Source organism: Anabaena azotica FACHB-119, assembly GCF_014697625.1.
Taxonomy (GTDB): domain Bacteria; phylum Cyanobacteriota; class Cyanobacteriia; order Cyanobacteriales; family Nostocaceae; genus Trichormus; species Trichormus azoticus_A.
Genome location: NZ_JACJSG010000012.1, coordinates 92417 through 107497, shown reverse-complemented (window position 1 = coordinate 107497; position 15081 = coordinate 92417). Strand labels below are relative to the sequence as shown.

At 40.9% G+C, this 15081-nt stretch carries 11 protein-coding genes; 8 read left to right on the top strand and 3 right to left on the bottom strand.

The annotated features are described in order from the left end of the window. Nucleotides 1–5 precede the first annotated feature (5 nt). Together H6G83_RS10915 and H6G83_RS10910 are read right to left on the bottom strand one after the other, a co-directional pair. The gene (locus H6G83_RS10915; protein ID WP_190471221.1) at nt 6–4832 is read right to left on the bottom strand and encodes a Rossmann-like fold-containing protein; all 4827 of its coding nucleotides are present in this window, start codon (nt 4830–4832) and stop codon (nt 6–8) included. Between the two features lie 365 nt (nt 4833–5197). Beyond that, entirely contained in the window at nt 5198–5371 is a 174-nt protein-coding gene (locus H6G83_RS10910; RefSeq protein WP_190471217.1) for a hypothetical protein, read from the bottom strand. 481 nt (nt 5372–5852) lie between these two features. Here H6G83_RS10910 and H6G83_RS10905 point away from each other — a divergent pair, with 481 nt between their 5' ends. The 6 genes from H6G83_RS10905 (at nt 5853) to H6G83_RS10880 (ending at nt 12860) form a co-directional block, all read left to right on the top strand. Beyond that, the gene (locus tag H6G83_RS10905; protein ID WP_190471214.1) at nt 5853–6455 is read left to right on the top strand and encodes a superoxide dismutase [Fe]; all 603 of its coding nucleotides are present in this window, start codon (nt 5853–5855) and stop codon (nt 6453–6455) included. 268 nt (nt 6456–6723) lie between these two features. Continuing rightward, nucleotides 6724–7911 carry an RNA-guided endonuclease InsQ/TnpB family protein gene (locus H6G83_RS10900; RefSeq protein WP_190471212.1) on the top strand — a complete coding sequence of 396 codons (1188 nt, stop codon included), beginning with the start codon at nt 6724–6726 and terminating at the stop codon, nt 7909–7911. Nucleotides 7912–7986: 75 nt separating this feature from the next. Further along, complete coding sequence (locus tag H6G83_RS10895; RefSeq protein ID WP_190471208.1) at nt 7987–8193, top strand: hypothetical protein; 207 nt, start codon at nt 7987–7989, stop codon at nt 8191–8193. A gap of 637 nt (nt 8194–8830) precedes the next feature. Continuing rightward, nucleotides 8831–9517 (top strand): PHP domain-containing protein, encoded by a 687-nt coding sequence (locus H6G83_RS10890; RefSeq protein WP_190471204.1) that lies wholly within the window; start codon nt 8831–8833, stop codon nt 9515–9517. 381 nt (nt 9518–9898) lie between these two features. Next, nucleotides 9899–11254: an ATP-binding protein gene (locus H6G83_RS10885; RefSeq protein WP_190471201.1), complete on the top strand. Its 1356-nt coding sequence runs from the start codon at nt 9899–9901 to the stop codon at nt 11252–11254. A 736-nt stretch (nt 11255–11990) separates the two neighbouring features. Continuing rightward, on the top strand, nt 11991–12860 hold the full coding sequence (locus H6G83_RS10880; protein WP_190471198.1) for a DUF5895 domain-containing protein: 870 nt from the start codon (nt 11991–11993) through the stop codon (nt 12858–12860). A 71-nt stretch (nt 12861–12931) separates the two neighbouring features. On the opposite strand, the gene H6G83_RS10875 is transcribed toward H6G83_RS10880, so the two are convergent. Beyond that, the gene (locus H6G83_RS10875) at nt 12932–13321 is read right to left on the bottom strand and encodes a pentapeptide repeat-containing protein (RefSeq protein WP_190471195.1); all 390 of its coding nucleotides are present in this window, start codon (nt 13319–13321) and stop codon (nt 12932–12934) included. 243 nt (nt 13322–13564) lie between these two features. Here H6G83_RS10875 and H6G83_RS10870 point away from each other — a divergent pair, with 243 nt between their 5' ends. Together H6G83_RS10870 and H6G83_RS10865 are read left to right on the top strand one after the other, a co-directional pair. Further along, nucleotides 13565–14293, top strand: a complete 729-nt coding sequence (locus H6G83_RS10870) for a TVP38/TMEM64 family protein (protein WP_190471193.1) — start codon at nt 13565–13567, stop codon at nt 14291–14293. After that, nucleotides 14293–15000 carry a TVP38/TMEM64 family protein gene (locus tag H6G83_RS10865; RefSeq protein WP_190471188.1) on the top strand — a complete coding sequence of 236 codons (708 nt, stop codon included), beginning with the start codon at nt 14293–14295 and terminating at the stop codon, nt 14998–15000. Before H6G83_RS10870 ends, H6G83_RS10865 begins: the two co-directional genes overlap by 1 nt. Nucleotides 15001–15081: the final 81 nt, after the last annotated feature.

The following is a 15081-nucleotide window of genomic DNA, read 5'->3' as shown; positions in this document are numbered from 1 at the left end:
TGCTCCTAACTTGACTTCGTGAAAGTCAGCGTGACACCTTTTTGTGTTCCCTTTGCAGATTTATCCTCATGAGTTTCTCTATGCTCATAACCAGGAAACTTATCTGCATCGAAATCCATAGCGTTTTCCCATTTTAATCCAGCTTCTTTAGCAGAAGCCTCTAAATGAAATCTAGAAAGCCAATATTGTTTAGATGTAACAAAAATTTTTCCCCCTTTGCTGAGGGCCTTAGATGCGCTTTGCATGAACTTCGCAAGCATTTCTCGATTTCGTGCAGATGCTGTAGGTCTGTCTCCTTCAACAAAGGGATAATTGAAAACAATAAATTGAAATTCAGGAGGAGGGCCTCCTATATTTGGATCGATATTCTGAGCATCTACCCCGTGGAAAATTTGAGCACCTTGAGACTCTACAGTTTGCATATTTCCTTTAGCTGCTTGATATTTCTTTTTTATTTCATCTCCAGATTCATATGAAGTCGCTACAATTCCTTGACCACCAATGTTTTGAGCTAAAGATTTAGCGAAGCTGAAGTTAGCTTCACCTAATAGCAGAATTTTTTGCCCTGTACCACGAGTAAGGTTTTCAAGAGAGAATGTTCCGACTGTCTCATAGGGATTAATTTGAACTCCGATCTCAATTAGTTTTTCCTTTTTACTTAGAAGAACCTTTTGAACGCCTGTCTGGCTTGCTATAACTTTTCCAAGTTGGTCAAGGCTTGTGGTATTCTCCACAACACTTTGTTGAATTCCCGGTAGAGTAAGCTGTCCAACAGATTTATTATATTTTGCGTCCTTATGCTCGGTAAGAATTTTTTTTGTTTCCTGTTTAGGATTTCCCTTACCATCATGAAGCTCAACATTATTTGGAGTACTGGCAAGCTGTTGGGCTAAATTGGATGATACTTTCTGTAAAGAAAAAGGTTTTGGTATGACAAGAGATTTGGGAACATCGACCTCAGCAAACTGGGATTCCTTATCCTTATCCTTCCCAAACCCAAACTTATCCCTAACCTTATTATCAAATTTGTCAAATTTATCCTTAACAGATTGTTTCTTGCCTTCAACCCAATTCTTACCAGCCTCCTTCTTATCCTCAACCCATTGCTTACCAGCTTTATATTTTTCCTTCGCTGAGTCTTTAACGGTGTGGAATTTCTTACCAGCCTTACTATTGTTAAACTTGTTACCAATTTTCTTAAAAGCCTTCGCACCCTTGTCAATGATCCAATCAACAGCCTTTTCGACTGGACGGCGCAGTTTTTGGAAAATAGCCTGAACTCTGCCTGCAATACCACCCAAGCCCAAAAGACTTGCTAGGAAACTAATGACAACAGGCAGTGACTTCGCTAACGCACTCTCAATTGCCTTGGCAGCAGCACCGATAGAACCAGAAGCGATCGCCACAATTGCATCAAGTATTGTACTAATTAAATCAGCAATCTGCTGGGCGCGTTCCATGAAAAAGCTGATAATTTGATAAATTGCTTTGGCAGCTTTGACAAATGCGGAAGCGGGAGTCAACAGACTCAGCACCCACTCTATACCTGCAAAAACCACTCTTTCAATGACAAAATTCTTAAGCGGTTCGATTACCAAAGTATTAAGGTCGCCCATTTGGTCTTTAAGATACTGCCAAATACCACCTACTCCTTGGCTGACTAAGATTTTGAATATATCAAAACTTTGTTCAAGATGACTGACCTTTTTCTCGCCTAATCGCTTGACAGCCTGCGCCCGGATTATCTCATAAGTAAATCCTAAAACCTGAGTTACCAAGCTAAAAATACCTTTGGAGTCAAAATTCTCAGGCATTTGAATCCCAGCCCCAGCCAAAGTACCAGTCAGCCAGCCGATTAAACCTTGCTGGAGGTACTTAGCAATGTTCTTCATAAAGCCCTGGAAGCCTTGCTTGAGTGCCTGAATCAAATTCCCCAAGAAACCAATCGGGTCTTGAAGGATTTTGTCAACTGCACCAGCGACTCGTCCCAGAACCTCCATCAGCATTTTTGCTAGGTCAGTGATAGTCTTAACCACTCCGGCAACAGCATCCGCAGCCTTTTGAATTAATCCGCCATTTGCTGCTTTCAACTCATCAATACGGGCATCAACGGCTTGGAGATTTTCTTGATATTTCTGGGTTAGGGTTTCAATTAGTTCATCTTGTTTATTGTTGACACTTTGTTCTAAGTCATCAAATTTCCCTTGTATATCTGTTGCTGCTTCTTGACCTACTGCTTTTAAGTTTTGTGGCAGTTGATTAACATAGGTTTGAATTTCCTGTTTACCAGTGGCAATTTCGGCTTTAGCTTGCGTGAGTCCTTTACCAATAATGCTCACAACTTGGTCTATTACGCCATCCATCTTTTGGATGTAAAACTGACGACCTTCTTGATAAAAAGCGTTGACTTCCGAGGGCAGACCGAGAAATTGGTCGGCTACCCATTGACCTTTTCCGGTAATCCCACCATAACGCTGATCTTTATAAGCTTTCATGCGTTGGTCAACGTAATCCTCGAAAGCTTTCTTCGCCTCGACTGCACCAGCATCAAATGTTTGCATGACTTGAGCATCCAAGTCAGAAAGCGCTTTATCTACCTGAATTTTAGTTTTTTCATAAATCTTGTTAATATCACCAGCGATTTTCGCTCGTGTCTGCTCATCCTTCCCCTTAGCTCCTACCTGTTTATCTGTTACTTGATTGAATGTCTGAGTGCGGATACTGTGCATCCCTTGTAGATGGTTTTGGGCTGTAGCTTCCGCAGTAGCTTGAGCATTAGTTAGTATGCCTTGTTCTTGCTGACGATATTTTTGGGGTGATTCTACAGCATTTGTTTGCGCTTCTTGTTTGGCTGCTAGTGCTTGTTGGAACTGAGGTTCGTTAGATTTTGTTAACTGTTCCTCAGTAATTTTGGCTTTAGCCAATTGCTGGTCGAGCTTTTTACTGTCATTTTGCAGTGGTGTTTCCACTTCACCTCGACCTTTCGATTTAGGTGTGGCTTTATTTGCACCAATTTTTGAAGGTGCTACCCCTGGTTGAGATGCGGAGAGTGGGGTTACTTGTTTTGGTTCAATACCACTGGTATCTGGTGCTTGTTTTGTTTTCTGCTCTAGTTGACCTTGAGAATTTTGTTTTTCTTGTTTGACCTGAGCGCTCAAATCGTTCTTAACTGAGCCTAGTTGATTATTATTTTTAAACTCGTCTGCTTCTTTGAGATTTTTAGGAGCCGTGTCAGCGATGCGCTGCATCAGTTTGGCTTTAAAGGCTGACGTATCAAATGTTGGAGTTGGGGTTTGTCCCATTTCTTCTACTTGATTGGCTTGTGCCTTGCTTGGGACTTCATTGGCTGGAGATTCGGCTGCCGCTTGCGCTTGGACAGCTTTAGTATGCGCTGGTGCGTGTTGTTTGTGTTCAAGGGCAACTTGTTTAGCTGTGTTGACTACTGCCACAAATTCTGGGTCAGCTTTAGCAGAAGCTGGAGATTTTTCACTATCGCCTGTTTCGGTTTGTGATAATTCACCTGTAGCGCCATCTGCGTTTATTGGCAACCCTGCACTTTTCTGAGGGGAAGCGATCGCTTGTGTAGAAGAATTAGCATTAACTGATTGTACCTGCTTTAGTTGATTATCCTGAGCCTGTTTGTTTTTCCCTGACTGATTTTGAAAAGTGTTTGCGACTACATCATCTTTTTTGGTCGGGGGTGGATCTGTTGTCCCATTACCTATATCTGTTGGTGGTGCAGACGGAGTTTGATGCTTTTGTGTTGTAGTCTGCTTCTGTTTTTCTCTATCTTCTGTATCTGTTTTTACTTCTGCTGTGTCTGTATTATTTGTTGTGTCTGCCTGCTCTGCGTTTTGTGAACTTTCCCGCGTTTGAAGGGCTTGCCCAGACTCGGCAGTTTCTTTTGTGTGGATTTTGTTTTCTTTCGGTGCTGAGTGTAGAACTTTAGGTTGTACTACACCCCCACTCTGCTGAACAACGTGCGTCAACTCATGGGCTAACAATTCCTTGCCTACATTACTCCCAGGCGAGTATTCACCCTGACGGAAGAAAATATCCTGCTCCGTGGTAAACGCACGAGCTTGTATTGATTTATTTAATTTATCTGAAGTAGCATCAGTATGTATACGGACACCCCCGAAATCAGCCCCAAACGCCTGTTCCATCGGTTCTCTGATGCTGTCTGCCAAAGGCTGTCCACCACCCCTTGCCCTTTGTATCCCCGCTTCCACATCGACTGATGCCGCCATACCACCGTCAGCTACTCTCTGCACCATCGGCTTCATCTGTAATTCTTCATCAACGGACAATTCCTGACGCTGAATATTGTCTACTGACTTGGTTTGCAATTGTTCTTCTTCAGTTTCAACCTCTCGTTGAACTTGCTGATTTGATTGCTGATGAATCCGTTGCACTACCTGACGTGCAGTATCGTCTGCTTCTTGCTCATACTTGTCCCCTGGTTGCCCGATGGTCAGCTTGGCTTGTACTGGGGATGATGAATCGGGTCTTCTAATGGCAATGCGCTCAATGTTATTCCCATACTTAGCTGCATTATTGCATCTTGCCAGCAATAATTCGTGCATCTTGGCTTGCAGCAGTGTTAGGCGTTCTTGTCCTTCGGGTGTAATAGTGCCATGCTTGGCCTGTATCTCCAGCCTTGTCGCTTCCATCTTTTGTTCGGCAAAGGCGGCATCTTCCATTTGCCTCTGTATGCTGATGTTTTGCACTTGGATACCAAACGGTCTAGACGCAAATTGTGATGGTGCTTGAGGTGTTTGGGAATTACTGAAGGTGGAGCTTGGTTGAGAATGAGCTTTTTGCAAAGGCATATTTCACCCTGTCTTTGTCACTGTTCGATTCTACTTAACAGCACAATTGTTAAACCCCGTATAAATACTTAGTTTCCCCTGCTCAAGAGTTGCGGGAAGCAAATGTTCGATGTACAGTCTTTTAACACAGTACCAAAGAACAATCCACCTCACTGATAATTGATCAAAGCTTACTCAATTGCAGCAATGTCAACCTTCTCAATCTCCAACCCAGGCGGAAATCAATTAAAATTTTGTGACCGATTGGAAGATACTATCGGTACAAAATGCTGTCAAATCAATCACAAGAATAGTATCAACTACTTGGCGTAAAAGATAGCCTTTTAGTCAAGTGGTTAATAATCTGTAAACTGCTGCTTACTCTGCTATTTGCTTGTACTTAGTTGCTCAAGTTGATACGAGTATTCTTTGTAGCCGGAAAGACACTGCTGCAATGTGCGGTGGACTATGGCTTGTATTTTTGCGATCGCTCCAGGGTTGGCAACATCTGCTAACGATCGCCTACTTCTGACTTGACCACTTTTTAGCCAGTAGAGCATTTGCAATCTTTCCTTGCTGCTTCCTTGTGTCGCATATTTAACTGCTTTTCCAATTCTTCTTCGCTTTCTTGAATCTCGACTTACAATCTCCGACCCATCACGTTTCTACCAAATGCTCCCTTGCTGATAATTTAGCGTAGCTTCATACAGAAATGGTATGAATTTAAGAAACTAAACATTGGTTAATCCATCACTGGAAAAACAAATACCTATACTGTTCATCAATAAGCTTCATCTCAACAGTTTCTTGTTAACCCTTACATAAAAAGTATTAGCTGTTTTTATTTATAATCTTTAATTAGCTAGATTTTGACTTATGAAAAAAAACTATTTTGTCTGAATCTTCACTTTGGTAGTAGAATGACGATGTTAAGTTTTATATCCCAGCAAGACAGATATAAAACTACCTAGCACAAACCTGTAATTCCCAGGCTGCTCAATAGCCTTTGCATGGAAACTGGTAAAGAGAGGACTTCACAAAATGGCATTTGTACAGGAACCACTACCCTACGATTTTAATGCTCTAGAGCCATATGGCATGAAAGGTGAGACTTTCGAGTATCACTATGGCAAACATCACAAAGCCTACGTAGATAACTTGAACAAGCTAGTCGATGGTACAGAACTGGCTGATAAATCCTTAGAAGAAGTCATCAAAACCTCCTTTAGAGATTCCTCCAAAGCGGGGATTTTCAACAACGCTGCTCAAGTGTGGAACCACACCTTCTTCTGGAACTCTCTCAAACCATCAGGCGGTGGCGCACCTACAGGTGAACTCGCAGACAAGATTAACCAAGACTTTGGTAGCTTTGACAAATTCAAAGAAGAATTTTCCAACGCTGCTGCTACTCAATTTGGTAGCGGCTGGGCTTGGCTAATTGATGATGGTGGTACACTCAAAGTCATTAAAACCCCAAACGCCGAAAATCCTTTGGCTTACGGACAAAAAGCACTTCTAACTCTGGATGTGTGGGAACACGCCTATTACATCGACTTCAAAAACGCTCGTCCAGCCTTTATCAAGAATTACCTAGATCAATTGGTTAACTGGGATTTTGCTGCTGGAAATTACGCTAAAGCTTAATTATCGGTGAGATGATGGCTTTTGCTGAATCTCTAAAGCAAAATAATTGATTGATTTTCCAACAAAACAAGCAGCCACGATTAAGTCGTGGCTGTTTTGCTCTTTATTTAGGTGCGTGGGGGGATGAGGGGGATGAGCGAGCATAACTATGGACTGTTGACTATGGACTAATGACTAATAAAAAATTACCTCACCTATCATCAGAAAAATAGGTAGAAACCCCGTCCTAAAAGGACGGCTTTACAGGGAATGTGGTAAAATGTGAAGCATGGAAAAAGTCTACCGCTACCGTTTTTACCCTTCCTCCGAGCAAGAACAAATATTGCGCCGGACAATTGGTTGCGTGCGGTTGGTTTTTAACCGAGCGTTGGCAGCGAGAACGGAAGCTTGGTACGAGAGGCAGGAGCGAGTAGATTACGCCCAAACCTCGACTATGTTGACGCAGTGGAAAAAACTTGAAGACCTCAAGTTTTTGAATGAGGTAAGCTGTGTGCCACTGCAGCAAGGATTGAGGCATCTGCAAACCGCGTTTACCAACTTCTTTGCGGGTAGGAGTAGATACCCCAACTTTAAAAAGAAACGTAGTGGAGGTAGCGCAGAGTTTACCAAGTCTGCTTTTCGGTGGAAGGATGGACAGGTCTACTTGGCGAAGTCTTCCGAACAATTGGCTATTAAATGGTCTAGACAACTTCCAACCGGATGTGAACCTAACACTATCACAGTTAGGCTTGAGCCTTCTGGACGCTGGTTTGTCAGTTTGAGAATTAATGATCCAACTGACGAAACTTTGCCGCCCATTGATAGTGCTGTTGGACTGGATGTTGGGGTGAGTAGCCTTGTTACCCTAAGTACGAGTGAAAAGATTGCTAACCCCAAAGCGTTTGATAAACACTATCAAAAGTTGAGAAAAGCGCAAAAGTCTTTGAGTTGTAAACAGAAAGCCTCTCGAAATCGAGATAAAGCGAGACTCAAAGTAGCTCAAATTCAAGCTAAAATTTCCGATTCCCGACTAGACCATTTGCACAAACTGACCACTCGACTGATTCGTGAAAACCAAACGATAGTAGTTGAGGACTTGGCAGTTAAGAACATGGTCAAAAATCCCAAACTTGCCCGTGCCATAAGTGATGCTGCATGGGGCGAATTAGTGAGGCAACTGGAGTATAAAGCCAAGTGGTACGGTCGAACCTTGGTCAAGATTGACCGTTGGTTTCCCAGTTCTAAACGCTGTAGTAACTGCGGTCACATTGTTGAAAAATTGCCGTTGAATGTCAGGGAGTGGGATTGTCCCAACTGCGGGACGCACCACGACAGGGATATCAACGCAGCTAAGAATATTTTGGCGGTGGGACACACCGTTACCGTCTGTGGAGCGAACATAAGACCTGATAGACATTTTGCTAAAGGGCAGTTGCGAAAAACCAGCAATGGAAAGAAACAGAAACCTAAATCGTGAGGTTTAGGTTTCACTGCACTTTTAGGGCGGTGAGGATGTCAAAAGAAGTAGTTGAACAATCATCATAAAAAATACATGGATAGCAAAGAATTAGCACAATACATGGAATCAACCAATAGCATCGCCAAGCCGTGGCTACTGGTGCAACTACGCTTGAAAAAATTACAGGAAAATCGAGATATCATTCCAGAGGATGTCTATGCTAGGGAATTAGCTGATATTCACGAAGATTTGATGAATTTAGGCGAATGGTGGCGTGGTATTGAAGATGAGGTTTTTTAATTTTGAAGTCTTAGAAACAGCATTTTGATTTTTGCCGTTTTGTAATAGTAATCTGTCGTGTCACAGTTGCAATATTCATGTGTTTGTAGTGAGCGCCCCACAAGGGGGAAGTCAAAAGTCAAAAGTCAAAAGTCAAAAGTATTAAACCCCCTCGCCACGAATAAAACAAACACATTTTTCTTGTTTAGCTAAAAGCCTTGCTATATAAAGGTTATAAAATGTGTTAGTTAGGAGTGCTTTAGTTCCTCTATATTTGAAGCTCTAAAGCACTCACTACAAACCAAATAAATTGTGAAGATTATAAAATTTATGTTTTTTTTGCTACAAATATAAATGTTGCTTTATGGCTTAATAATTGGCTATTTCCTGATAAAAGTTATTATTTACCTAAATATTTGCTTAAGTAATAAAACAGAAATATAGCAATATTTGTTACTACTCCTTATGAATGTGATTGAAAATACTCATGACCAGAACCATTGAGATTTGCTAACGTAGTCTTAACATATTGCAAAATTTCAATTGATTTACTAGAGGAATTAACTATTAGCACTAATCGTAAGTGCTAGTTATGTCTCTTTTATAGGTATGGTGTGCTGGTCTGTCAGAATTCGAGTATTTTTATTTAGAGGGGGTTATGGTTATCAATTTTGCCCGGACATCTGCTTCCACCGAACTATTAAAGCAAGTATTTCAGACAATTGATGCTCAAAGTTGTCCGAAGTTATTTAATTTTCATATGCACACAGTTTATTCGGATGGCAAATTACAGCCTAATGTGTTGTTAGAGCAGGCGATCGCTATCGGACTACAGGGCTTTGCTATCACTGACCATCATACGATAGGGGGGTATGAAGCAGGACTTGCTTGGTTAGAAAATTGGAGATGGAATAATCCTGGTGTAGCAACTCCTCATCTATGGAGTGGTGTAGAAATTAACGCCAACCTGTTAGATATAGAAGTGCATATTTTGGCTTATGCGTTCCAAACAGAACATTCTCGGATCAAACCCTATCTGCAAAGAAAGCCGGCTACAGATAGAGAATATCAAGCGGGTAATGTAATTGATGCTATTCATGCAGCTGGAGGAATAGCAGTATTAGCACACCCTGCACGTTATCGGCGATCGCACTTTGATTTAATTCCGGCTGCTGTAGAATACGGGATTGATGGTGTAGAGACATTCTACGCCTACAACAACCCCAACCCTTGGAAGCCAAGCGTAATTGAATCAGAACAAGTACAAAACCTAGCCCAAGAGTACGGACTTTACAATACTTGCGGTACTGATACCCACGGCTTAAACCTACTCCAACGCTTGTAAAATTGCTTTTAACCTGTGCATAACTCCTGGTTTACCAACCAGGGGATATTCTTGTGAGGAAGTAGTGAGGATGTGCTTTGACTGCGCGGTAATCGAGCGTTCGCGGAGCGTCTCGTAGAGAAGTCGAGATTCACCAACTGGGTGATATAACTTGCTTCTCGTAGGGTGGGAGCAGGGAAGCAGGGGAGAAAAACTAATGACTAATGACTAATGACTAATAACTGATATTAAAGATTTAGTTAAATGTGTATAGATGATAACTTTTGAGAATATTCGTCATCCGTCTTAGGGCAGAATAGATGTGGCAATTCTGCTTTTCATTGCTGAACTTGAGTAATTGGCAATGAAAAACAGTAAGAATACCTGAAAGGCAAGCAAAAAATGATATTCTGTAGCCACAGCCTGGAAGATACTAGGGACTTGAGCCTGCAATTAGACTCTAAGTTAGAAGAATTACCTGGGTGGGATGTTGAGGTGGAAATAGATGTTCCGGGTAATAAATTAATTAGTCTTTTTGAAAGTGAACCTTTATTACCTGGAATTATTTTGACTGATAAACGGCAGTTTGTCGGGATGATTTCCAGACAGAAATTTTTTGAATTTATGAGTCGCCCCTACAGTTTTGGGTTGTTTTCGATGCGACCTATTCAAAGCCTTTATAGTTTTCTTCAGCCAGAAGTGTTTATATATGCTGCAAATATGCTGATTACAGAAGCAACTCAGGCAGCATTGCAGCGATCGCCTCAATATGTCTATGAACCTATTTTATTCAAAAGCGCATCAGGAAAATATAAAATAGTTGATTTTCATCAGTTACTTCTAGCTAACTCCCAAATTCATGCTCTAACTTTAACAAGACTACAGCAGGTAGAAAAAAAATCTCGCATAGCTGAAGCTGGATTTCGTGATCTGCAAAATAACTATACCCAACTATTGCAAAATGAAAAAATGGCGGCGTTAGGTCAGCTAGTTGCAGGTATTGCACATGAAGTTAACAATCCCATCAACTTTATTGCTGGTAATCTCTTCCATGCTATCGACTACAGCCAGCAATTGCTACAGCTGATTAATTTATATCAGCATCACTATCCCCATCCAGTAGCAGAGATTAAAACTGCGATCGCCGAAAGTGAACTAGACTTTATTAGCAGCGATTTACCTACATTACTCAATTCTATGCAGAGTGGTTGCGATCGCATTACCCAAATTGTTCGCTCCTTGCGGAATTTCTCTCGTTTAGATGAGTCTGAGAGAAAACCCGTTGATATTCATGAAGGGATTGATAGTACTTTGGTAATTTTACAAAGTCGGCTCAAGAACCAAAAAACTCAGCACAATATTAGTGTTATTAAAGAATATGGCAACCTGCCTCTAGTTAATTGCTACGCTGGGTTGCTTAATCAAGTATTTATGAATCTCCTCAGTAATGCTATTGATGCTTTGGAAGATTCAACATTCCATAATGAAACAAATAGAAATCCGCAAATTACCATTCGGACGAAAGTTACAGATGATCAGCAAGTAATCATTGGTATTGCTGATAATGGAATGGGGATTCCAGAAGATGTAAAAAGGCGAATGTTTGACCCATTCTTTACCACTAAACCTGTAGGTAAAGGTACTGGATTAGGGTTGTCTATCTGCTATCAGATTATTACAGAAAAACACCGTGGGCAAATTAATTGTATCTCTACTTTAGGGCAAGGATCTGAGTTTATTATTAACATCCCCCTTTGAAGCTAAAACAGAACTTACGCAACTGGCATTTGGGGTAGGGTGCGTCAGTAAATATTAAGTAGGGTGTGTTACGGCTATGTAAGGATTTGAGCGTTGGCGAAACGAGGAATTAGCCGTAACGCACCAGCAAATACGGTGCGTTAAGCGCTGCTTTAACGCACTACTGGCGTGTCTAGGCTAAAATGTGGCAATAGATTGGGAAAAAATCGAACGCAGATAAACGCAGATGAACGCAGATGAACAAGATGATAGATTTTTAGCTATTGCACTAAATTAGCTGAAACAGTCCACTACTGGACTGTCTAGACTAAATTTGTGCATTAGCAAACTCTTGTGGGATGGGCATCTTGCCCGTCCAGTGCAGGCAAGATGCCTACACCACAAGAAAATTTTTTGCAACCTTTTAGCCTAGACAGTCCACTACAGTTAGTTTGACTATAACTGGCGATCGCTTTGTCGATTCACTATAGTAAAGGAATGTTAAATATTTACTGTGGCATCTTGACAATCTCCAGCTTATATTTATTTAACAGCGTAAATCCTCGTAAATAGCCGTAGGATAGGGAAATACCGATAAAACAAAGGTAAATTTGTTGTTAAAAAACAAAACAGGGATTGCAACATAGAAGGATTCTGTCTTAATCTGGAAAAGCAACGAGCTAGTTTCTTGAACTGGCTTCACAGCCTTGGCGCTGTAACGATAACATCTCTAGCACAACACCTGTAGCCTAAAACGATGAAAGCATCTGCTAAGTTCGACTTTGAGGACGAGAAATTTAATGCACCCCCTTCTCAAGTCATCCCTTGGTGTCAGATGATTAATCCTCGGTATGGCACAGATGGGATTCAACACCACGGTTTAGCAATTAAGTTAGATAACGCTCAAGCTGTTGGTTTCCAGCCTGATGACAATTGGCAACAGGTGGAACATGAGTTTAGCTCTGGTATAGAAACAGTATTTATTACCTCTACTCCCCGAATAGTGATAGTGCGGCGGGGGCCTTTGTCTGTTAAAGATAGGGAAACGGGTATTAAATTAGGAACGCTGAAAGAAAATTATGATGCGTTTCTGGCAGACAAACTCAAATTTAAAACCTTTACACGTTACTTGGTTTTCTTAGTAGGTGAAAACAAAAAGTTTTTACATGAATCACCCCTACAATTAACCCTCAATGGTGCAGCCGGGGCGAGTTTTAGTAAAACATACTGTGAATATCAACAAGGCAGGGTGACAAGTGGATTTGTGGCGGAACTGGAAAGAGCTTACGCTTTATACCGCAAGCAACCAATAACGCCAAAAGGCCCATTATTTCATGCTCATGGCATTTTCTGCCCAATGATTGAATGCGAAGAAAGAGGAATCGAACCAAATACAGTTTTAGTAGCTTCAACTGTAGATTTTGAACATCCCAATGTGGGTAATTTGACAAGCTATTTAATCGCTTCTGATGCACCAGAATCAGCAATTATTTGTAAAGCTTTTGAAGATTACAAAGAGTTTGGCAAGGAACCAGTAAGAACAGAAACACCGAAAATGGCAATGGCTGGGGTTTCTAGTTCTTACATTTATCCTGATGAGGATGATTTTAGTTATCCGCCTTATTAAATCAGTTATCAGTTATCAGTTAACAACATAATCTGATAACTGTTCACTAATTCAGTTTGCCTTCTGTCTGTTTAATATTCTCTAATTTGCAAACCTGCTTTGACTAAATCAAAATTTTCGGGAAAATGAGTGTTGCGATCGCAATCAGCTTTTTCTAATTTCGTCCCTTGTAGGTTAGCTTGGCGGAGATTTGCGGACATTAATAAAGCGCCTCGCAAATCGGCATCTTGCAAGTCAGCCTGACTAAGATCGGCAAAGCTTAAGTCAGTTCCTCGAAGATTTGCACCTTTGAGGTTAGCTGTACTTAAATCAGCATAGCTGAGATCAGCGCCCTTGAGGTTCGCATCTTGTAAATTAGCATCACCCAATTCGGCACGGCTAAAATCACGCCTTCCCGCATTGTACATCTCGATGAGTTTAGCTACTGTGCTAACTGGCTGTTGATAATTGACTTCAGACATAAAACAGCCTCACAGATTTTCTTTTTGGTATACGGTTTTGTTAAAACACATAAGTTCATCATAGAACAGATGTAAAATACTGGCAGATACAACATCCGTCTTGATTGTCTTTCGTATTGGTAATTATTTGCAAGTATTGTTACTTATATAATAAGATTTTTATAAAAAATTAATACATAATATGTATATAAGGAGATGGCGTATTAAATCAGACTAAAACAACTGACCAACGCAGCTAATCAAATGATTCCTAACTATCAGCCTCGATTAAATAACAAATATAAACTATTGTTGATAGGTTTGATAATCATTGCCCTAATAATTTTGACGCGACAATTTAATATTCAGGCACTCTTACAAACATTAATTTTGTGGGTGCAAGGTCTTGGCGCTTTAGGGCCTATTGTTTACATAATTATTTACAACCTAGCAACCTTGTTATTTATTCCAGGTTCTCTACTCACCCTGAAAGGTGGTTGCTTATTTGGTGTATTCTGGGGTTCAGCTTATGTGTTGATAGCGGCTATCGTAGGCGCTACATTAGCTTTTTTGATTGGGCGCTATCTATCCCGAAATTGGGTGTTGCAGCAAATAGAAAAATATCCAAAATTTAAAGCTATTGATCAAGCTGTAGCTAAGGAAGGATGGAAAATTGTGCTGTTGACTCGGCTTTCTCCTGTATTTCCTTTCAACTTGTTAAATTATGCTTTTGGTGTGACGCAAATATCTTTAAAAGATTATATGTTAGGTTCTTTGGGAATTGTGCCGGGAACTATCATGTATGTTTATATCGGTTCTCTGGCGGGAAATTTAGCTCTGACTAACACCAATCATCAACCAGTCACGCCAGAAACGCAAATGTGGCAATGGATAATGCAGGGATTGGGATTAATAGCAACTGTGGGTGTGACTGTGTATATCACCAAAATTGCTCAAAAGGCTTTAAATCAAAGTGTGGAAAATAGAAGGTGATGAAAAATAAGTTTTTTGGATTATTTAGTTTAACATTCGTGCTAGCGATTGCCTTCCTCATCAACCCCGCACCAGCATCAGCCAATTCCCTTGCTGTTAACCCCCAAGATGTTTTACGTGATGCGCTGCAATGGATTGATGGATTGGGCAGCGTGGGAGCGATCGCTTTTATGGCACTATATATTATTGCGACAGTTGCCTTTTTACCAGGGTCAATCCTCACTTTAGGGGCTGGTGTTGTCTTTGGTGTAGTTTGGGGTTCTGTTTACGTTTTTGTCGGTGCAACTGTTGGCGCTACATCTGCATTTTTGGTAGGACGGTATTTAGCTAGAAGTTGGGTAGCTGAAAAAATTGCTGACAACAAAAAATTTGCAGCTATAGATCAAGCCGTTAGTAGAGAAGGCTTAAAAATTGTTTTATTAACAAGACTGTCGCCGATATTTCCTTTCAATCTATTAAATTACGCCTTGGGAATTACCGGAGTTTCCCTAAGAGATTATATTCTTGGTTCTGTGGGCATGATTCCCGGAACCATCATGTACGTTTATATCGGTTCTTTAGCTGGAAATCTAGCAATGGTTGGTACAGCACAACCAAGCAACCCCACCCTACAATGGGCAATTCGCATTCTTGGTTTTATCGCTACTGTGGCTGTAACAGTGTATGTTACTCGTATTGCTCAGAAAGCTTTAGAAGAAGTATTGTAAGTATAATTAACCGCCGATAAACGCCGATAAAAAGAATTTTTTATCGAAACATTTTAGTAGGCCGATGCACTGCCCACCAAA

Excerpts from the sequence above, each read along its gene's own strand:
- H6G83_RS10915 (WP_190471221.1), bottom strand. The coding sequence starts at position 4,832 with ATGCCTTTGCAAAAAGCTCATTCTCAACCAAGCTCCACCTTCAGTAAT.
- H6G83_RS10910 (WP_190471217.1), bottom strand. The coding sequence starts at position 5,371 with ATGCTCTACTGGCTAAAAAGTGGTCAAGTCAGAAGTAGGCGATCGTTA.
- H6G83_RS10905 (WP_190471214.1), top strand. The coding sequence starts at position 5,853 with ATGGCATTTGTACAGGAACCACTACCCTACGATTTTAATGCTCTAGAG.
- H6G83_RS10900 (WP_190471212.1), top strand. The coding sequence starts at position 6,724 with ATGGAAAAAGTCTACCGCTACCGTTTTTACCCTTCCTCCGAGCAAGAA.
- H6G83_RS10895 (WP_190471208.1), top strand. The coding sequence starts at position 7,987 with ATGGATAGCAAAGAATTAGCACAATACATGGAATCAACCAATAGCATC.
- H6G83_RS10890 (WP_190471204.1), top strand. The coding sequence starts at position 8,831 with ATGGTTATCAATTTTGCCCGGACATCTGCTTCCACCGAACTATTAAAG.
- H6G83_RS10885 (WP_190471201.1), top strand. The coding sequence starts at position 9,899 with ATGATATTCTGTAGCCACAGCCTGGAAGATACTAGGGACTTGAGCCTG.
- H6G83_RS10880 (WP_190471198.1), top strand. The coding sequence starts at position 11,991 with ATGAAAGCATCTGCTAAGTTCGACTTTGAGGACGAGAAATTTAATGCA.
- H6G83_RS10875 (WP_190471195.1), bottom strand. The coding sequence starts at position 13,321 with ATGTCTGAAGTCAATTATCAACAGCCAGTTAGCACAGTAGCTAAACTC.
- H6G83_RS10870 (WP_190471193.1), top strand. The coding sequence starts at position 13,565 with ATGATTCCTAACTATCAGCCTCGATTAAATAACAAATATAAACTATTG.
- H6G83_RS10865 (WP_190471188.1), top strand. The coding sequence starts at position 14,293 with ATGAAAAATAAGTTTTTTGGATTATTTAGTTTAACATTCGTGCTAGCG.